At 65.8% G+C, this 19141-nt stretch carries 14 protein-coding genes; 7 read left to right on the forward strand and 7 right to left on the reverse strand.

All coding sequences use genetic code 11. The features are described 5' to 3' along the window. Window positions 1-325 precede the first annotated feature (325 nt). The 6 genes from ACOHWE_RS09615 (at window position 326) to ACOHWE_RS09640 (ending at window position 7255) form a co-directional block, all read left to right on the forward strand. Window positions 326-1042, forward strand: coding sequence for a response regulator (locus ACOHWE_RS09615; RefSeq protein ID WP_420665980.1), 717 nt, complete (start codon window positions 326-328; stop codon window positions 1040-1042). A 103-nt stretch (window positions 1043-1145) separates the two neighbouring features. Then, the gene (locus ACOHWE_RS09620; RefSeq protein WP_420665982.1) at window positions 1146-2234 is read left to right on the forward strand and encodes a sensor histidine kinase; all 1089 of its coding nucleotides are present in this window, start codon (window positions 1146-1148) and stop codon (window positions 2232-2234) included. Window positions 2235-2432: 198 nt separating this feature from the next. Further along, complete coding sequence (locus ACOHWE_RS09625) at window positions 2433-3635, forward strand: YcaO-like family protein (RefSeq protein WP_420665984.1); 1203 nt, start codon at window positions 2433-2435, stop codon at window positions 3633-3635. Then, window positions 3632-4963, forward strand: a complete 1332-nt coding sequence (locus ACOHWE_RS09630) for a TfuA-like protein (protein WP_420665986.1) — start codon at window positions 3632-3634, stop codon at window positions 4961-4963. The genes ACOHWE_RS09625 and ACOHWE_RS09630 overlap by 4 nt, the downstream gene beginning before the upstream one ends. Window positions 4964-4989: 26 nt before the next feature. Then, the gene (locus tag ACOHWE_RS09635; protein ID WP_420665987.1) at window positions 4990-6279 is read left to right on the forward strand and encodes a gluzincin family metallopeptidase; all 1290 of its coding nucleotides are present in this window, start codon (window positions 4990-4992) and stop codon (window positions 6277-6279) included. Between the two features lie 196 nt (window positions 6280-6475). Continuing rightward, entirely contained in the window at window positions 6476-7255 is a 780-nt protein-coding gene (locus ACOHWE_RS09640; protein ID WP_420665988.1) for a hypothetical protein, read from the forward strand. 46 nt (window positions 7256-7301) lie between these two features. Here the strand turns inward: ACOHWE_RS09640 and ACOHWE_RS09645 are convergent, their stop codons facing one another. From ACOHWE_RS09645 to ACOHWE_RS09675, 7 genes are all read right to left on the reverse strand, one after another. Then, window positions 7302-9065 carry a tetratricopeptide repeat protein gene (locus ACOHWE_RS09645; RefSeq protein ID WP_420665989.1) on the reverse strand — a complete coding sequence of 588 codons (1764 nt, stop codon included), beginning with the start codon at window positions 9063-9065 and terminating at the stop codon, window positions 7302-7304. A 298-nt stretch (window positions 9066-9363) separates the two neighbouring features. Beyond that, a complete protein-coding gene (locus tag ACOHWE_RS09650) occupies window positions 9364-10629 on the reverse strand; it encodes an ABC transporter permease (protein ID WP_420665990.1) in 1266 nt (421 codons plus the stop codon). Continuing rightward, entirely contained in the window at window positions 10626-11432 is an 807-nt protein-coding gene (locus ACOHWE_RS09655; RefSeq protein WP_420665991.1) for a taurine ABC transporter ATP-binding protein, read from the reverse strand. Before ACOHWE_RS09655 ends, ACOHWE_RS09650 begins: the two co-directional genes overlap by 4 nt. Window positions 11433-11507: 75 nt before the next feature. Then, the gene (locus tag ACOHWE_RS09660) at window positions 11508-12506 is read right to left on the reverse strand and encodes a taurine ABC transporter substrate-binding protein (protein ID WP_420665992.1); all 999 of its coding nucleotides are present in this window, start codon (window positions 12504-12506) and stop codon (window positions 11508-11510) included. 494 nt (window positions 12507-13000) lie between these two features. Then, window positions 13001-14284, reverse strand: a complete 1284-nt coding sequence (gene hisD / locus ACOHWE_RS09665) for a histidinol dehydrogenase (RefSeq protein ID WP_420665993.1) — start codon at window positions 14282-14284, stop codon at window positions 13001-13003. Between the two features lie 29 nt (window positions 14285-14313). Then, complete coding sequence (locus ACOHWE_RS09670; protein WP_420666444.1) at window positions 14314-16749, reverse strand: GcvT family protein; 2436 nt, start codon at window positions 16747-16749, stop codon at window positions 14314-14316. 142 nt (window positions 16750-16891) lie between these two features. Beyond that, entirely contained in the window at window positions 16892-17854 is a 963-nt protein-coding gene (locus ACOHWE_RS09675) for a LysR family transcriptional regulator (protein WP_420665994.1), read from the reverse strand. Window positions 17855-18193: 339 nt separating this feature from the next. Between ACOHWE_RS09675 and ACOHWE_RS09680 the strand changes: the two genes are divergently transcribed. Continuing rightward, window positions 18194-19024, forward strand: a complete 831-nt coding sequence (locus ACOHWE_RS09680; protein WP_420665995.1) for a cytochrome c oxidase subunit II — start codon at window positions 18194-18196, stop codon at window positions 19022-19024. The last annotated feature ends 117 nt before the right edge of the window (window positions 19025-19141 follow it).

The raw sequence follows: 19141 nt of genomic DNA on the forward strand, positions 1-19141 counted from the left end.
CCCCCGGAACATGGAACCTACGGGGGTACGATGCTTCCTGCCCGCTGCAGCCGCGGTCCTCGCCAATGTGGCTTGATGCTGCCGCAACAGCACCTGCGCGCCTGCGGAATGCGCAAGCGGCCCGTGAAAAATCGCTGCCGGCCGCTTCGCCAGCGTTAAAAAAACCCTAAACACCGCCCGTGCTCAGGTTTCGTTAACGCTGATCCCCCGAAACTTCAGTATCTTTGCGGCGGCTGCGTCATGCGGTCCTGCATCTCGCGCCTTTGTGCGGGCGCGGGCGAAGATGTGGTGAAGTTTACGGGGTGAAGTTATGTCGAATATGCAAATGCCTGAATATCCGGCTGGCGGGCAGCAGCGTCCGCTGCTGCTGAACGTCCTTTCGGTGGACGACGATGAAATCGACCGGATGCGCCTGCGCAAGATCTGCCGCAGCGCTGGTCTGCAAATCGATTTCCACGAGGCCGCCAACCTTCAGGAGATGCGCCAGAAACTGGAGGACGAGTTCTTCGATCTGGTGTTTCTCGACCATAACCTCGGAATGGACACCGGCCTTGATGCGCTGAAGATCCTGGTCACGCATGAGGATCAGGTACAGGCGGTGCCGATCATGCTCACCAGCGCCACCAGCTACCAGATCGCGGTGGAGGCGATGCGCAAGGGCTGCGCCGACTACATCGTGAAGGAGCAGCTGACAGTGGACGCGCTGATCAAGTCGGTGACCTCCGCGATCGAACGGCGCGCGCTCTACGGCCAGCTCTCCAGCAGCCGCGCTTCGGAAAAGGAACTGAAACGCATCTTCGAACGCTTCATGCTGGGCTGCGGGCCAGAGATCCGGGTGCTGCTCAGCCGGACGCTGGCGGGCTTGCGGGTGATCAAGTCGCAGGCGCGCGCCGGGGAGGGCGCGGACCCGGTGCACCTGTCGGATTTCTCTGCGCTGGAGCGCAGCTGCAAAGACATGGTGATGTTTATGGATGACGTGGAAACCGTGGTGCACGACTGCCGTCTCGCGCTGGGCACCGCCGGGGCCCGCCAATTGCAGTGACGCCGCCGGGGAGGCTTGCCGGAACGCCGGCTGTTCCGTGCGGCCAGCCCGGACCCGATTTGCGGTGCCAGAAGGACGCAAAGAATGCCAGAAGGATACAGCGATGACCGCGCAGAACATTCTGATCGTCGATGACGATGCCGGTGACCGCAAACTGCTGCGCCGGCATCTTGGAAAGCTCTACCCCGATGCCCGTCTGTATGAGGCCGAAAACGGCCGCCAGGCTTTGGGTTTCACAGACACCGACGTGGACGTGGCTTTCGTAGACTACCTGTTGCCCGGCAGCACGGGGCTGGAGCTGATTGCGCACCTCAAGGCAGCCTGGCCGCGGCTCGTCCTTTTCGTGATCACCGGCCAGGGCGACGAGGAGGTCGCCAAGAGTGCCATTCTTAGAGGGGCCGACGACTATATTCCGAAATCGGCGATCACCGCACGCGCGCTGGAGCGGATGGTCAAGAACGCGTTGCAGGTGGCCGACATGCGCTGGCGCATCGAGGAGCACCGGAATGAGCTCCAGTTATTCTCTGACGTGCTGGTGCATGATCTGCGGGCGCCGGTCCGGGCCTTGCAGTTCCTCAGCAGTCAGATCCAGGAGGACTACACCGCCGGGGAGATGAAGGATGTCGCCCGCGGTTTCGAGCTGATCAAGAAATCCGTAGCGAGGATGTCTGACCTCATCGAGCGCCTGGCGTGCCATATCAATCCGCACAGCGAAGGCGCCGCTGAGGTGGTGACGGTGGACAGCCTGGTCGAAAGCCTGCGGGTGACGATGGTACAGGATATCGCGGAATCCGGCGCCCGCATTGAATGTAGGTCAAACGGTCTCTCGGTGCGCTGCTTCCCTCCCGAGATCACCCAGCTCCTGCAGAACCTGGTGGGCAATTCCATTAAGTACAGCGGCGGCCGCACGCCCCGCATCCAGATCAGCGCTGTGCCGGAGAAGGGCGGGGTGCGTATAACCGTGGCTGACAACGGCATCGGTGTGCCGGTCGAGTACCGCCAGCGGATCTTCGAGCCGTTCACGCGGCTGCAGCGTACCAGCGGCCTGCCCGGGACCGGCCTTGGCCTCGCGACCTGCGCCAAGATCGCCAAGCGCCACAATGGCAGCATCTGGTGTGACCCCCAGCCCGGCGAGGGCACGGCCATTCACTTCACCCTGCATCTGAAAGAGGAAGAGACGGAAACCGCGTGACCCGGCCTCCGGGCAGTGCAGCGCATAGTTGACCGGCGCAAGTGGATCAATCATCCTTGACGGGCGGACCGTGCCGCGCGGGCGCCTTTGCTGGCCCGTGGCAGATTCCCTCCGGAACTAGCCAGCATGGTTTGAAGGAGCGAAGACCGGACTCCCAGACATCCGGACTAAACGCAGAACGAACGTGAGGCCCGCCGCATGTGCGCCGCATCGCGGAAGAATTACCTGCACGGCACCCACCGGCTGCGCGGCCCCGCGCGGACGCTGGAGAAGGTCAGGCCGCATTTCGCCCGCATGGGCATCACCCGGATCGCCAACCTGACTGGGCTGGACCGGATCGGCCTGCCGGTTGTGATGGCCGCGCGGCCCAATTCCCGCTCAGTTGCGGTTTCGCTGGGCAAGGGGCTGACGCTTGCGGCTGCGCAGGCGTCCGCCGTGATGGAAGCGGCAGAGAGCTGGCATGCCGAGCGGATCAGCCTGCCGCAACGCTGCGCCCGCGCTGCGGACCTGGCAAAGGAGGGCCCGGTGGCTGATACCGCCCGCCTGCCGCGGGTGCAGGGCGGCAGTTTCGATCCGCAGCGTGCCATACTCTGGACCCGGGTGCAGGAGCTGAACAGCCGCACGCCCTGCTGGGTGCCCTCGGAACTGCTTGACACTGATTACACCGGTCCGCCCGCGGGAGGGCAGGGAGCGTTTCCGCGCAGCACCAATGGGCTGGCCTCCGGCAACGGCTATCTCGAGGCCGCCTGCCATGCCATCTGCGAACTGGTAGAGCGCGACGCTGCAACTCTCTGGCACCAGGCGCCGCCTGGGCCCCGGCTCGATCCTGCGACGGTGAGCGATCAGGCCTGCGCCGGGGTGCTGTCCCGGCTCGCCGCAGCGGGGGTAGAGGCCGGGATCTGGGACATGACCACCGATACCGGCGTTGCCTGCTTTCACTGCATGATCTGCGAGGGCGGCGGGCGGTCCGGCCACATCGGCATCGGCGATGGCTGCCATCCGGACCGGGGCATCGCGCTGCTGCGCGCTTTGAGCGAAGCGGCGCAGACCCGGCTGACCTATGTCTCGGGAGCGCGCGACGATCTGGATCCGGCGGATTTCACCGATGCGGCGATGGCCCGCCGGGCAGGCTATGTGCGTGGGCTGATCCGCGGCAGCGAGGCCGCGGCGCGGTTCGAGGAGGCGCCCAATTGGCAAAGCCAGACCTTCGAGGAAGACCTCGGCTGGCTGCTTGCACAGCTAAGGGCGGCGGGGTTCGGCCAGGTGCTTATGGCGGATCTGTCGCGGGGGGAGATCGGCATTGCCGTCGTGCGGGCGGTGATCCCGGGGCTGGAGGCGCCGCATGACGATCCGGACTTCCTCCCCGGTGCGCGCGCGCTCCGGGCCGGGGCGGCGGCGTGAGCGCGGTTGTTTTCTGCGGCCCCACGCTCGCGGCGGGGCGGGTGCGCAATCTGGTGGCGGCAGAGGTGCGCCCGCCAGCGCGCCAGGGCGACATCTATCGCGCCGCCTGTGAGGGGGCGACGGCCATCGGCCTGATCGATGGCTATTTCGACGGTGTGCCCTCGGTCTGGCACAAGGAAATCCTCTGGGCGCTGGAACAGGGCATCGCCGTCTTCGGCAGTGCCAGCATGGGCGCGCTCCGGGCCGCCGAGCTGGACCATTTCGGGATGATAGGCGTGGGGGCCATCTACGAAGCTTATGCAAGCGGGGCGCTTAGTGATGATGACGAGGTCGCGCTCCTGCACGGCCCCGAAGCGCTGGGCTTCCCGCCGTTGAGCGAGCCGATGGTAACGGTGCGCGCCACTCTCGACGCGGCCTGCAGGGCGGGGGTGCTGTCCGCGGAGGCAGCGGCGGAGCTGTGCGGTGCGGCCAAAGCGCTGTTCTACAAGGAGCGCCGATGGGAGCGGATCCTGGCAGCCGCGGGCGATGGGGCGGAGGTCTCCCGGCTTTCCGATTGGCTGCCTGCCGGGCGCATTGATGCCAAGGCCCGCGACGCTTGTGAAATGCTCGCGCAGATGGCGGCACACCTGGAGCAAGCCCCGGCTTTCTCACCGCCAGCCGAGCGGATGGAACGCACCCTGGCGTGGCAGGGCTTGACACGGCGGATGGCGGACCAGGTTCCGGGCGCGGGCGAACAGGCGGTGCTGGATGAATTGCGCCTTGATCCGCCGCGCTACGCTGCGCTTTTACCGCGCGCCTGCCTGCGTTTCTTTGCCGGGACAGGCCGCGCTGCGCGGCGCGCGGAGCCCGGCCGCACGGCGCTGCTTGAGGAAATGGCGCGCCACCGGGCAGCCGCGGGGCTGCTGCGGCGCCAGGACCTGCAGCGCTGGCTGTCGGAGAACGGGCTGGACGCGGCCAGTTACGAGGACCTGCTGCGCGGCTCGGCGCAGGCGGCACAGATGGGAGCAGAGGCCGGCGCGGAGCTCGGCCCGCATCTGCTGGCGGAGCTGCGGCTGTCGGGCGGCTATCCGGCCTTGGCGGCGCGGGCGGAGGCCAAGCGGCAGGCGGTCCGCGGCACTGGTGAAGAACCCTCTTTTGATCCGGCCGGTCAGCAAAGCCTGTTGCTCTGGTTCTTCGAGGAGCTCTGGGACATGGATTTGCCGCCGGACATCGGCGCCTATGCTGCCGGATTGGGAATGGCGAGCCGGGACGCGCTTTGCCGGCTGATTGCGGAAGAGTACCGCTTCCGCCAGTTTCAAGCCGGGCAGGCGGCCCGGAGCAGCGGCTGAGCCGGGCAGCAGGGAGGGGGAGAGACATGAGCGACGAGAGCGGCGGCGAGGCCCCGGGCACCCGCTTCCTTCTGTTCCCCCAATCCCCCTTTCTGACGGAAGAGCCAGTGCTGGAGCTGATCGAAATCTCTGCGCCCCCGGGCACGGTCGGGCCGGGGCCGTCGGACCCGCGCATGTATGCGGTCGATCCCCTGGGCAAGACAGTGCCATACGGTGCGCTAATCGCAGGCCCCGCCGGGCCGCAGATGTACCTGCCGCCCTGGGGCGGCCCGCGGGGCCCGGCCGCCGCTCCCGATGCAGAAGGGCACTTCCTGCATGTCACCCCGGACGATCCCGGCTTTGAGGCCGCGCATCTATTCGCGTCGGCGCATTTCACCCTGGACGTCTGGGAATTCTATTTCGGGCATGAGCTTCCCTGGCATTTTGCCCGCGATTTCGACCGGCTGGAGCTGTCGCTGCTGCCGGGACTGGACAATGCCCACATCGGCTGGGGCTTCCTGGAGACCGGCGGCAGCCATGAACATGGCGGCGAATACCGGCCCTACAGCCTCAACTTCGACGTGGTCGCGCATGAGATCGGCCATGCGATAATCTACAGCGTCGTCGGCATGCCCAGCGAGGAGACGGCTCCAGGCGAATATTACGGTTTCCACGAATCCGCCGCCGACATGGTGTCGCTATTGGCGGCGCTGCATTTCGGCTCGGTGATCGAGGTGCTCTTGGAGCAGACCCGGGGCAATCTCTATACCTTCAACCAGCTGAACCGCTTTGCCGAACTGTCCGAAAACGCGCAGATCCGCATGGCGGCCAATACCAGGGTGCTGTCGGAGTTCGCTGGCGGCTGGAGCAGCGAGCATGCGCTGTCGGAACCGCTGACCGGGGCGCTGTTCGATATCCTGGTCGATATCTTCCACGAACGCCTGCTGGTGCACGGGCTGATCACGCCGGAGATGGAGGACCTCTCTGACCACTTGGAAGGCAGCCCGGAGTATGGCGCGGTAATGCAGGCGCAGTTCGATGCGCGTTATGCCCTTGACCCCGAGGGCTTCCGTATTGCCCTGATCGAGGCCCGCGACTTCATGGGCTCCTACCTGGCCGGGGCCTGGCAGCTGCTGGAGGCGGACTGTCTCAGCTATGCCGCGGTGGAGGAGGCCTTGCTTCACGTGGATCGCGAGATCACCGGGGGCGCCTTTGCAAGCATCATCGAAGGCAATTTCCGGATGCGCGAGATCGGCCTGGTACGGCCCGGCCCGCGGCTGGCGGACGGGGGGGAGGACAGCCACGCGCATTCGGTGCGCGTCCGCGTGCCGGAGTAGGTGTTTGCAATAACCTTTGTTTTATGCCCGTTTTTGTGGCATTTTTTAGGAATAGGTTTTTCCCGCCGCGGCAATTGCAGCCCGGGGTGCGGCAGGGGACAGCCCGTTAGTATGTTTGTGTTCCTTTAGCCACGGAGTGAGTACGGTGGCCGAATCCTTACTCAGTTTTTCTGAAGTGCTTCTGTTTGGGCGTGTTGTGGAAGATCTCGAAATTGCCGGCGGGGAAGCGGACCTGCCAGTGGCTCAGGCGGGCAGTGCCGAACATATCGGCAGCCTGCAGGGGTTGAAGGTTAGTGAACAGGCGGTGGCGCCCGGCGACAAGATCCTGCTCACAGGGCAGAAAGACGAGAAGAACAACGGGCTTTACACGGTCGGCGGCGGGCCGGGGAACCCCTGGGAGGATCAGCAGAGATACCCCAAGAAAACCGTCGTCAAGGTTGAGCGCGGGCCGCAGAAGGGCTTCTGGCTGCAGACCCGCAAGCTTGGCGGGGACAAGCAGAAATTCAAGCAGGTGCGCAAACGCCGGGCGCTGGGCAAGAACCGGCTTCTGGAGGATCAGATCGCCGGAAATGCGGTGCTGGCGCGGATCTACGGCTTTGCTTATGAGGGCAGCTACTACGAGCTGCCGGAACCCACGGTATTCATGGTCCATGGCAAAGGTAAAAAGGCCTACACCCGCAGCGGCGCGTTTTCGCGGGCGCCGCTCGATCCGTCGGACTCGGGCGTGGCCTCGGCGGAGTATCAGGTCGCTGACGGCATCCGGGTCTGGGATTACGACAAGGCGGATTACACCATCCGCATGGACGTAATGACCGGCATGCTGGAGCAGGTGCTGCTGGATGTCTATTTCGGAAGCCCCGGGCCGGGCATCAGCGGCGCCAAGGTGAGCGGCGCCAAGGTCAGTGGTGCGAAGGTCAGCGGCGCGAAGGTGAGCGGCGCGAAAGTAAGCGGCGCCAAGGCCCGCGGCAGCGACTGATCCGGCCGCCACCGCGGATCGGGGCGAGGAAACCGGGGTGCCGTTTCTAAAAGCCCGCTTTCTTCAGTCCTTCGACAAAGCGTTCGGTATCCTCCGGCAGCTTGTCAGGCTGCACCTGCGCCCAGCGTTCGAGCGAGAAATTCGGATGTGCCGCGCGGTGCCTGCGCGCCATTTCCCGTGCCTTGTCGATCTGGCCAAGCTGGGCATAGCTCGCCGCAAGCATGCGCTGGCCCTCGGTCGGGTTATTCATCCGGTTCAGCGTGGCAATTACCGCGTCATATTGGCCAAGGTTGTAGTAGGCCCCGCCCAGGTGCCACAGGTACTGGTCGGGGAAATAGGGGTTGAGCCGCATTGCTTGCTGCAGATGGCTGATCGCGGCCTCATTGTCGCCGGAATGGGCCAGCGCGTCGGCATAGTCCGAGCGCAGATCGGCGTCGTTCGGATTGAGCGCCAGCGCCCGCTGGTAGGCGCTGAGCGCGGCTTCATGGTCCTTCCTGTAGAGGTGCACAAACCCCAGTTCGCCAAAGCCGCGCGCATCGGTCGGGTCGAGATCCACGGCGCGTTGGGCGTACTCCAGCGCCGTGTCCAGCGCGTGGTCGGCATCGGGTGCCCAGGAATAGCGCCAGTCTATATTGAGCGTGCGCGACAGCGCGGCGGAAGCGCGGGCATATTGCCCGTCCCGCTTCAGCGCTTTCTGGTACAGAGATTGCGCCGCGCGATTGTCCTGCCGTGTGTAGCGGAAGATGTACTGCTGCCCGCGCAGCACGAAACCGTATGCGGCAAGGTCCGCGGGCACCGCCTGCGCCATGCGCTGGCGCTCCTGCGCCTCAATCAGCACCGCGGCGGAGGAGACGATGGCCTCAGTCACCTCGTCCTGGATCGCGAAAATGTCGCTGATGCTGCGGTCGTAACGCTCGCCCCAGATTGAGCGTCCGGCCTCGGCGTCGATCAGTTCGGCAGTGATACGCAACCGGTTGCCCTGGCGCCGCACGCTGCCGCGGGCCACGTAGCGCACCCCCAGCTTGCGCGCGGCTTCCTGGGGCGGCATAGACTGCGCCTTGAAAAAAAAGGCGGAGTTGCGTGCGATCACGAAGAGGTTCCGGAATTTCGACAGATTAAGGATGATATCGTCCGTCAGCCCGTCCCCGAACCAGTTGTCCGCAGTGTCCTCGCCCAGGCTTTCGAAGGGCAGCACCGCGACCGAGGGCACCTCGCGGGGGGGCGGCGCAGCGAGCAGCGCACCGGGCCGCACCGTGGCCGCCATCGCCGCGCCCTCGACCTCGCTGCGGACGCAATATGTGGGCACTGGGCGGGCGATGTTCTTGAGCGCCTGCGCCCCGAGGAACTCGTACCCGAAGCGCAGCTTTTCGCGGATCTGCTCGTAGACTGCCTCGCTCACGAAAACGCGGCCGGGTTCGGCGATTTCCTGCAGCCGCGCTGCGATATTGACGTTGTCGCCGTGAATGCCGCGGTCGTCCTTCAGAATCTCGCCCAGGTGCACTCCGGCGCGGAAGCGGATGTGCTGGGCCGGCGGGCGGCTTTCATTGCTGCGGGCGGCGATGCGGTGCAGCTCGACGCCGAAGCGCACCGCATCCGCGGCCTTGCCGAACAGCGCCATCACCCCGTCGCCGCGGATCGAGACAACGTGGCCAGAATGCTCCTCGCAGGCGCTTTCCAGTTCGACCAGCAGCGATTTCAGGGTGGAGTAGGTGTCGATCTCGTTATAGCTCATCAGCCGGGCGTAGCCGACCACGTCGGCAAACAGCACCGCGCCCAATTCGCGCCGAATTGAAGTGTCTGCGCTGCACACTTTTTCGCTCTCCGTTCCTGCCCGTCCCGCACAGGCCGACCCGGCAGGCCGCCTCTGGGCAGGCAGGTTTTGCTGGGTGAACGTTTCACCGTCCGGCCGGTTGGGGCCGGGCGGGCCTTCGCTGTCAGTCCAGAGATAGAGCCGTGCTGCCGGGAGGCCAGCGCCGATTGCGGCCGGTAGCGACATCGATATCCGTTGATTGCCCGCGCCGGGGCGCCAGCGGCGGTACTGAAAATTCATAATATCTACGCAGGGTTGCTGCGTTTTGCCCGCAGCTCTCGCGCTGCGGGCATTGCGGTCAGCTATGGCCTTTCCACGGCACCAGCCAGTGCTCGGCCTTCCGCATCAGGATGTCGATGCCGTAGCCGATGATGCCGATCAGCACGATGCCCATGATCACGATGTCGGTGAGCTGGAACTTCGATGCGGCAATGATCATCATGCCCGCGCCCTTCTGCGCCGCCACCAGTTCGGCCGCAACAACCGTGCCCCAGCAGACCCCCATCGCCACCCGCGCACCGGTGAAGATCTCGGGCAGGGAGTTAGGGATGATGACATGGCGCATGATCTGCCATTTCGAGGCGCCCAGCGAATAGGCGGCGTGGATCTTGGTGATGTTGACGCCGGAGACGCCCGCCCGTGCCGCGATAGTCATGATCCAGAGCGCGGCGAGGAACAGGAGCACGATCTTGCCGGTCTCCCAGATGCCAAACCAGATGATTACCAGCGGGATCAGCGCCAAGGGGGGAACGGGGCGCATGAATTCGACGATCGGGTCGAACCAGCCGCGGAACCAGCCTGAGAGCCCCATGGCATAGCCAAGCGGTATGCCGACCAGCGCCCCGGTTACGAAACCGACGAGCACCCGCAGCAGCGACCAGCCCAGATGCTGCCAGAGCGAGAAGTTCTGATAGCCCTCGGAGGCGATCTCGAAGAAGCGTGCAACCACGGTTTCCGGCGCCGGCAGCCAGATCGGGTTCATCTGCATCCCGTCCGACGGCGTGAAGCTGATTGCACCCTTGCCGGTGAGGGTGACGGTGCCGGCCCCGGTTTCTACTGCTCCGCCCGGACTGATCGGCTGCCCGTCGATGGCGACGACCTTCGCGCCTTCCTGGCGCTTGGCCTCGTCGTTGCGGTCGAAGATCAGTGTCGAGGAGCGCGAAGCGGCGGCGGCCAGTGCATCGTCCTTGGCAAAGCCGTTCCCCGGCGGCACCTCGAAGCGTGGATTTTCCTCCCCGAAGCCTGCGACCCGCACATGGACGGTGGCGTCGTCGCGGGCGCCGTCCGCGTTCTCCAGCGTGTAGGTGAACTGCGTTTCGCCGCTGAACGGCCCCGGCACATGCAGCGGAAACAGCGACGACCCGGTGAAGGCGGCCCAGATCACGAAGATCACCAGCACCGAGATCACCGAGGCCGCGCGGTCCGGCCGCACGGCGCTTTCGTCACCGAAGGTCACGGTCTTGAGGCTGGTGAAGTCATGCCGGGCCTCCATGCCGCGGCGGATCAGCCGGACCAGGAAGAAGGCGCCCGCAAACAGCGCCACGTAGAACAGTAGGACGTTCATGCCACTTGCTCCGTCCGGCCCATGATTTCCTCTTCCATCTCCCAGATCATCGACAGGATCTCGTCCCTTGTCTCGGCAAAGCCTTCCGATTTCTTCACTTCGCGCAGGTCGGCGTTCACGCCGCGCTCCGCAAAAGGCAGCTGGTATTCGCGGTGGATGCGCCCGGGCCGCGGCGCCATAACGATCAGCCGCTCGCCCAGCAGCAGCGCCTCCTCTACTGAATGGGTGATAAGGATGATGGTCTTGCCGGTCTCCTTCCAGAGCTTCAGCACCAGGCCCTGCATCTTTTCCCGCGTGAGCGCGTCGAGTGCGCCCAAGGGCTCGTCCATCAGGATCACGTCCGGCTCATTGGCCAGGCAGCGCGCCAGCGCGACCCGCTGCTGCATGCCGCCCGACAGTTCGTAGACGGCCTTGTCCTTGAAGCCGCCTAGGCCCACGATCTCGAGAAGGTGGTCGGAGATCCGGTCCCGCTCGGCCTTAGGAGTGCCCTTCATGCGGGGCCCGAACTCGACATTTTCGCGCACGTTCATCCATTCGAACAGGGCGCCCTTTTGAAACACCATGCCGCGTTCGGCGTCGGGGCCGGTTACAACATGGCCATTGAGTTCTACCGTGCCTGCGGTCGGAGCGAGAAACCCCGCCAAGATATTGAGCAATGTGGTCTTGCCGCATCCCGACGGGCCCAGCACCGACAGCAGCTCGCCCTCTTCAAGGCTCAGCGATACATCCTTCAGCGCCTGCACCGAGCTGCCGTTGGGCAGGTCGAAGCGCATGGACAGGTTCTTGATGTCCAGTCCTGACATAATCATCCCTTCAAATTTGCAGCCGTTCGGAGGCGGCCCCGCCACGGGACCGCACCCTTGCGGTGGCGTCGGGCCTCAGCTGCCGTTTGCGGCGCTCAGCGGCTGGGTGTTGACGGCGTTTTCATAGCTGTCCAGCGCGCTTTCGATGCTGCCCGCCTGGACAAAGACATCAGCCACACCCTTCATGAACTCCTGCGCGCCGCCGCCCAGCCACTTGTCCGACAGCTGCTCCTCGACCGAGGGGAAGGTGAAGGTGGCGATGGTGGCCTCGGCGTCGGCAAGGTCCATGCCGGCGTCCTTGGCGATCACCGGCAGCATCTCGTCCTTGCTGTCGCCCGCGTTCCATTTCGCGTTGGCCTCGGCGGTCACCTTGAGGAACTTGGACAAGAGCTCCGTCTCTCCCGCAACAAAGGCAGACGGCGCGCTGGTGACATCGAAGACCAGAATTCCCAGCTCTTCCTTTTCTGCGCCGGTCAGCAGCACGTTGCCGTATTCCTTCATCCGGCGCAGCGCGCCGCCCCAGCCGCAGACCATGTCGAGGTTGCCTTGTGCAAAGGCGGCGGCACCATCGGCGGGCGCCATGTCGACGATCTCCATCGAGCCCACGTCAACGCCGAAATGCGCCATCTGCGACAGGAAGCCATAATGCGCGGCGGTGCCGATCGGCACGCCGACCTTCTTGCCCGCCAGCTCGCCCGCGCTGGTCTTGTCGATCTCCAGTTCTTCGGCCACCACGCAGTTGTCGTTGTCGGAATAGCTCACCGCCACGTCGACCACCTGCAGATCCTGCCCGGCGGAGGTGGCCACGACGAAGGGCGGCACCCCCTGGCTGACCGCGATCTGCACATCGCCCGAGGCCATCGCCGCGGACATTGCGGTGCCGGTGTCAAACGAGACCCAGTTGATATTGACGCCCATTGCCTCTTCGTAGTGGCCCTGGGCCTTGGCGTATTGGAAGGGCATCGGCCATTCCAGGAAATAAGCGACGGTGATTTCCTCGGCGGCAAAGGCGGCCGGAGCGGCGGCCAGCGCGGCGGTTGCCGATACCGCGGCTTTGAGCGTGGTTTTGAACATCAGAATTCTCCCTTGCTGGTTTATGGTCCGGTATTGGCTCCGGTCTTGTTTCCCGCGCGGGGTTGCCGGCGCAGGCTTGCGGCGCCAGGCGCCGGGGCGGAAGGCGGTCGCTGGCCCGGGCGTGGCATACGGGTCCGGGACTGCGCGTCCTCGTGCCCAGAGTGCCGGCGGCAGCGGTGCGGGCTGTATAGCCACTTGCAATAACTCTTAGTTCCAACTGGCCTGACGCGGCGGCTGAAAGCTGTCGTATTTGATACCATTATAGCGTGACTTCGCCGCCGCCGCAGCAGCGGTGTGCAATCGGGTCCGCGCACGGCGGGCATTGCATTTCACCGCTGGTAAACGACGGCGCACGCGGGTCCCGCACGCCGCCTGCAGCCTGCCGGAATGCGCCATATGCGACAGCGGAGGACAGGCGCGGAAAATCCGGGTAGACCGGTGCCGTTGCCGGAAAATTACGCAGGCAAAAGCCGGACGGTGCCGCTTTGCCGCCTTCAGCCTGCCTCCGGTCCGCCGCCCAGCCGCCGCTCGGCCGAGCGCGCGTGGCCCTCCATGCCCTCCACCCGGCTGATGCTGGCGGTGCGCCTGGCCAGCTCCTGCGCTGCGCCGGGGCTGCTGCGCTGCCAGGTCACGGTCTTGATGAACTTGTGGACCGACAGCCCGCCGGTATAGCGCGCCGCTCCGCTGGTGGGCAGCACGTGGTTGGGGCCGGAGGCCTTGTCGCCGAAGGGCACTGTGGTTTCCGCCCCCAGAAACAGCGAGCCATAGCACGTTAGACGCTCCAGCCACCAGTCCAGGTCCGCAGCCTGCACGTGCAGATGCTCCGGCGCGTAAGTGTCGGCCACCTGCGCCGCCTCCTCGCGGGTATCGCACAGCACGACCTCGCCGCGCTCGGCCCAGGCGGTGGCGGCGGCGGTGGCGTTGGGCTCGGGCAAGGTGGCGGCGAGCCGCGGCACCAGCGCCATCACCTCCCGCGCCAGCGCCAGATCAGTCGCTACCAGCCAAACCGGACTGTCGGCGCCGTGTTCGGCCTGGCCGGCCAGATCCCAGGCGACGGTTTCGGGATCGGCGGTTGCGTCAGCGATCACCAGCGAGTCGGTGGGACCTGCAAACATGTCGATGCCGACCTGGCCGAACAGCATCCTTTTGGCCTCCGCCACATAGGCATTGCCGGGGCCTGCGAGGATATCGGCCGGCCGCGCCCCGAAGAAGCCATGCGCCATTGCGGCGATGCCCTGCACACCCCCGAGGTTCAGGATCACGTCCGCCCCGGCCAGGTCCATCGCATAGAGGATCGCGTCGGGAATGCCGTTGCCGGGGCGGGGCGGCGAGACCGCGGTGATATGCGGCACGCCTGCAACCTTGGCTGTGGTGATGGTCATGAGTGCGCTGGCCACATGGCTGTAGCGCCCTCCCGGCACGTAGCAGCCCACGCTGGATACCGGGATCTGCTTCTGCCCCGCCAAATGGCCGGGAAACAGCTCCACTTTGCAATCGCTTATGGTCGCCCGCTGCGCCTCGGCAAAACGGCGGATGTTGCCATGGGCAAATCGGATGTCTTCTTTGAGTGCGTCCGGCACCCGGGCGCAGGCCGCTTCCCGTTCGGCGGGCGTGACCGTGATGCGCCCGGTCCACTTGTCCAGCCGTTCGGCATATTCGCGGACCTCCGCCTCGCCGCCTTGAGCGATGCGGGCGAGCATGATGGCCACAGTGTCGCGAATATCCGCGTTCTCCGCCGCAGGGCGCGGACCCGCCTTCTTCAGATAGGTAACTGTCATCAAATTTCCTTTCTTACCGAGGGATCGGCTCAGGCGCGCAGGCGGCTGTGATTGGGATCATATGGGCAGGGAGGGATCACCCGGGCGGGCACCAGGCAGCCGCAGAGGTCCAGCTGCATCGTGCTGCCGGGAGCGGCGTATTCCGGCCGCATATAAGCGAGCGCGAGGTTTTTCCCCACCCGGTGGCCCCAAGCGCCCGAGGTCACCGTCCCCGCCACATCGCCACCCGTCATCAGCGAGGCTCCCGAGGGGGCGGGGGCGTGGGTGCAGCCGACCTCCAGCGCCGCCAGTCTCCGCCGGGGGCCGTCCTGCTGGCGTTCCGCCAGCGCCACCCTGCCGACGAAGTCCCCTTTCTCCAATGCGACGAAGCGGTCCAGCCCGGCTTCGAACGGGTCGAATTCGGTCAACAGATCGGCCTTCCAGTGCAGGAAGCTCTTCTCCAGCCGCATCGCCTCCGCCGCGCGGGCGCCGAACAGGCCCAGTCCATGCCCCGCGCCCGCCTGCCGCAGGGCCAGATAGGCCGCATGGAGCGAGGCATTCGGCACGTGGATTTCATAGGCAAGCTCGCCTGAGTAGCTGACGCTCATCACCGTGGCGGGGGCGATGCCCACGAAACATTCCCGCACGCTGAGCCAAGGGAAGGCCTGTGCGGTCCAGTTGCCTCGGGCGCAGGCGGAGAGGATCTCGCGCGCCCTTGGGCCTGCCAGCACCAGCGCAGTCTGCGCTTCGGTCAGGCTGCGGATCTGCACATCCTCGTCCGGGCGGATGTGCTGGCTCAGCCAATCCAGATCGTGATCCTCGCTTGCGGCGGCGGAACCGTACCAGATGCGCGCGGGCCCGCGCTCGGAACCAGGCAGCCGCGCCAACGTTGCCTCGCTCTTCACCATGCCCTGATGGGTCAGCATGTAGCCCAGCCGCAGCCGGCCGTCCTGACGGGGCAGCGGCGTGCAGAACATACGGTCAAGGAAGGCCTCCCGGTCGGCGCCGGTGATCTCCAGCCGGTTGAAGCCGTTCACCTCGCTGAGACCCGCGGCATTCTGCACCTGCTTCACCTCAGCTGCGATGACATCGAACTCGGCGCCGAAGGTGAACCCGGGTGTCGCCTCGAACTCCCAGTCAGGCTTAAAGAAATCCGCCCGCTCCCAGCCGTTCAACACCGCAAATTCCGCGCCTGCGGCCCCCAGCACCGGGGTCAGCGGCGTGGTGCGGGCGGGGCGGCCGGCCGGGCGGTGCTCGTGCGGGACATGGAAGCGGAACTCGTTCTGGTAGTCCTCCACCGCCTTCAATGCCGTCAGCTCGGCATTTGCATGGCGGCCGAAGCGGCGCGGGTCGAGGCACCAGGTATCGACGCAGGCCTCGCCATGCACGATCTGCTGCGCCAGCAGCCAGCCGTGGCCGCCGCCCTCACCCAGCCCGGCGCGCAGGCCGATGATGCAGAAGGCATTGCGCTTGCCCGGCGCCGGCCCGACCAGCGGCGCGCCGTCGATGGTATAGGTGATCGGCCCGTTCACCACGCTACGGATGCCGGTCTCGCGCAGGGCGGGCATGCGGGCAAAGGCGCCGTCCATCACCGCCATCACCCGCTCCAGGTCATCGGGGCAAAGCGCATTGGTGAAATCCGGGTCGATCCCATCCATGCCCCAGGTCTTGCAGCCCTGCTCGTAGAAGCCGATCAGCAGGCCGTCTTTTTCCTGCCTGGAATAGAAGTCGCTGACCGGGCAGCGGATCAGCGGCAGCCGGGATCGTGACCGGGCGATTTCGGGAATGTCCCCGGTCAGGAAATACTGGTGCTCCATCGACGCTACGGGGTGATGCACGCCCATCATCGCGCCGATCTCGTTCACCCGGTAACCGCCGGCATTCACCACCACATCGCAATCGACATCGCCGCGCGGGGTGTGCACGGTCCAGGTGCCGTCCCGCCGCTGGCTGAGGCCGGAAACCGGCGTGTGGCGGTGCACCTCGGCGCCCGCCTTGCGCGCCCGCCGGGCGAGTGCCTGGCACAGCTGGGCCGGGTCAATGTCGCCGTCGAGCGGATCCCACAGGCCGCCCGCCAGCCCCTCCGGCGAAAGCAGCGGGTGGCGGCGGGCGCACTCGGCGGCATCGATCACCTCGAATTCCACCCCCACGCCCCGCGCCATCGAAGCAAAATGCCTGTAGCCCTGCATCTGCGCTTCGGTCCCCGCAAGCCGGATGCCGCCGTCACCGTGGTGGTAGCCGACGGGATATTCAGGGTCCTCTGACAGTTCCTTGTAGAGCGCGATGGAGTGGGACTTCAGCGCCACCAGTGTCTGATTGGTGCCGAAATTCGTCACCTGGGCGGCGGAGTGCCAAGTGGTGCCGCTGGTGAGTTCGTCGCGCTCCAGCAGCATGACGTCATGCCAGCCTTCCTGCGTGAGGTGGTAGAGAGTGGAGCATCCGGCGATGCCGCCGCCGATCACGACAGCGCGCGTGCGGGATTTCAAAGTGCGAAAGGTCATGGCGCGTGCTTTCTTGGCTTGTGCTGCCGCAAGGACAGCACAGACCCAGCGTAAGCCAAGTCAATTTCACCCTCTTCGAAATCATGCGAGCCTTGCTTGCAGAAAGTCGGAGCAAACCGGGCGGCGCCTAGTCTTCGAGATGGAAACTGTCCCGCAGCCAGGGAAAATCCGCGTGCAGCGGCTGGATCGCATGGCTGGAGAGCAAATCGCGCAGCTTCTGATCCACCAGCGCCAGCACCGGCGGCGCACAATCCGGGCTTGCCACCAGCACGATCGAGCGGGCAAAGCTGCGGCCCGGGAAGCGCACCACTTGCAACCGCGGCCGGAACCGGCGGGCGCGGGCGTATTGCAGAGGCGTGGTGATGGTCCAGCCGGCGCCGCTTGCCACCATTGCCATCAGGGTCTGGTTGTTGGCGCATTCGAAGCGGTTGGGCAGGCTGACCCCGGTCCGTTGCAGCTGCGCCTCGATCTGGCGCGCGATCATCAGCCGGGCCGAAAACCGCAGGAAAGGCAGCGGTGTGCGGCCGTGCAGAACGTCCGATGGGTCGTGTGCAGTGCCCGCAGGCAGCACCATCACGAAAGGATCGCGCAGCATCGGCCGTGCCTCCAGCCCGTGAAACCGCTCTTGCGGGTCGCTGGCCAGCCCTGCGTCTAGCTGGCGGTTCTGCAGCAGATCCAGCACGCCGTGGCTGCTGTCGGTGTGATAGCGGAAATCGCATTTCGGCAGGGCTTCGGCCAGATAGACCGCCAGTTCCGGCGCGATATCGCTGTCGAAATCGTCAATCAGCCCCAGCCGCAGCAGCCGGGTCTCCGCAAGGTTGCCGGCCGAAACCTCGGCCTTGGCCTTGCGGATAGCCAGGAGCGCCTCGTCGATGTTGCGAAGGAAGCGCGCGCCCGCGGGAGTCAGCACCATCGGCCGCCGGGAATGGTCGAAGAGCGCCGCTCCCAGGTGGTCTTCGAGGTTGCGCAGGTGATGCGACACGGTGCTGACCGACAGGCCGGTCTCACCCGCCACCGCCTGCAGGGAGCCCTTTCGGGCACAGATTTGGAACATTTCAAGCCATTGCAGGCTCAGCTCTTTGCGTTTCATCGGCCGCCGCATCCCCTTCCTGCCTCGCGGTGATGCTGCCAGACTTCTGCCGCGCCCGCCACGGGTTTACAGGGAATGGAAAAGCCGGGCTGGAGATCCGGCAGGAGGGCTGGCGATCGGAAAGTGGCGGCAGAGCCCAGGCTGCTTTCTCGCCGGAAATACCATTGGGTGAATGCGCTGCCGGGCGCAGAGGGGCGCAGCCCCCTTTGGGCCGGGCCGCTGCGGGCGCGCAGGGTTTTCTGGAAAAATCCGCTAAACCAGCTATACTTCCTCTCCATGCCAGATGATCCCGCCTGCCGGGCCGCTCCGGTCCGTGGGCTGCGGGGAAAGGGGGGCGGGATGCTGATTGCGGTCGTGCTGGTCCTGATTGTTGCAGGATCCGTCGTGTTCCATCTTCTTAGTCCGTGGTGGTGGACACCGATCGCGTCGAACTGGGATTATATCGACAATACGCTGGTCATCACCTTCTGGATCACCGGCGCGGTTTTTGCAGCGGTGGTGCTGTTCATGGCCTATTGCGTCTGGAAATACCGCCACCGCCCTGGCCACAGGGCTGCGTTCGATCCCGAGAACAAGCGCCTGGAATGGATACTCTCCGGGATCACCGCCGTGGGCGTGGCGGCGATGCTTGTGCCGGGGCTGTTTGTCTGGAAGCAGTTTGTCACGGTGCCCGAGGACGCCGCCGAGGCCGAGGTTTTCGGCCAGCAGTGGAGCTGGGCCTACCGGCTGCCGGGCGCCGACGGGCGGCTCGGGATGGCGGATGCGGAATGGGTGAGCCCCGAAAATCCTCTCGGCATCAGCCCGCATGACCGCTTCGGCCGCGATGACGTGATTGTCGAGGGCGGCGGCATCCACCTGCCCGTGGACCGGCCGGTGAAGCTGCTGCTGCGGTCGGTCGACGTGCTGCACAATTTCTACGTGCCGGAGTTCCGCGCCAAGATGGACATGGTGCCGGGCATGGTGACCTACATCTGGTTCACGCCGACCCGCACCGGCGAGTTTGAGGTGCTCTGCGCCGAGTACTGCGGGACCGCCCACGCCTTCATGCGCGGTTGGGTGACCGTGGTGGAGGCCGAAGAATACGAGGAGTGGCTGCAAGGGCAGCTGACGTTTGAGGACTACGCCAGCCAAACTCAGAGCGGGGAAACAACCCGCGTCGCCCGGCGATAGGGGCGTGCTGGCCGGGCGCATTATTGCCCGGCTGAGGCAGGGGCTGGAGAAGAGCCGCGAGCATGGCGAAGCGCCCGTCCGTTGGGGGACGGCCGGGCGCGGCGCAGCCAGGATCGC

This window comes from Cribrihabitans neustonicus (genome assembly GCF_048820895.1).
GTDB classification, from domain to species: Bacteria; Pseudomonadota; Alphaproteobacteria; order Rhodobacterales; family Rhodobacteraceae; genus Cribrihabitans_A; species Cribrihabitans_A neustonicus.

What these genes read in the sequence shown, in the direction of transcription:
- ACOHWE_RS09615 (WP_420665980.1), top strand. Translation starts at nt 326, where the DNA reads ATGCCTGAATATCCGGCTGGCGGGCAGCAGCGTCCGCTGCTGCTGAAC.
- ACOHWE_RS09620 (WP_420665982.1), top strand. Translation starts at nt 1,146, where the DNA reads ATGACCGCGCAGAACATTCTGATCGTCGATGACGATGCCGGTGACCGC.
- ACOHWE_RS09625 (WP_420665984.1), top strand. Translation starts at nt 2,433, where the DNA reads ATGTGCGCCGCATCGCGGAAGAATTACCTGCACGGCACCCACCGGCTG.
- ACOHWE_RS09635 (WP_420665987.1), top strand. Translation starts at nt 4,990, where the DNA reads ATGAGCGACGAGAGCGGCGGCGAGGCCCCGGGCACCCGCTTCCTTCTG.
- ACOHWE_RS09650 (WP_420665990.1), bottom strand. Translation starts at nt 10,629, where the DNA reads ATGAACGTCCTACTGTTCTACGTGGCGCTGTTTGCGGGCGCCTTCTTC.
- ACOHWE_RS09655 (WP_420665991.1), bottom strand. Translation starts at nt 11,432, where the DNA reads ATGTCAGGACTGGACATCAAGAACCTGTCCATGCGCTTCGACCTGCCC.
- ACOHWE_RS09660 (WP_420665992.1), bottom strand. Translation starts at nt 12,506, where the DNA reads ATGTTCAAAACCACGCTCAAAGCCGCGGTATCGGCAACCGCCGCGCTG.
- hisD (WP_420665993.1), bottom strand. Translation starts at nt 14,284, where the DNA reads ATGACAGTTACCTATCTGAAGAAGGCGGGTCCGCGCCCTGCGGCGGAG.
- ACOHWE_RS09675 (WP_420665994.1), bottom strand. Translation starts at nt 17,854, where the DNA reads ATGAAACGCAAAGAGCTGAGCCTGCAATGGCTTGAAATGTTCCAAATC.
- ACOHWE_RS09680 (WP_420665995.1), top strand. Translation starts at nt 18,194, where the DNA reads ATGCTGATTGCGGTCGTGCTGGTCCTGATTGTTGCAGGATCCGTCGTG.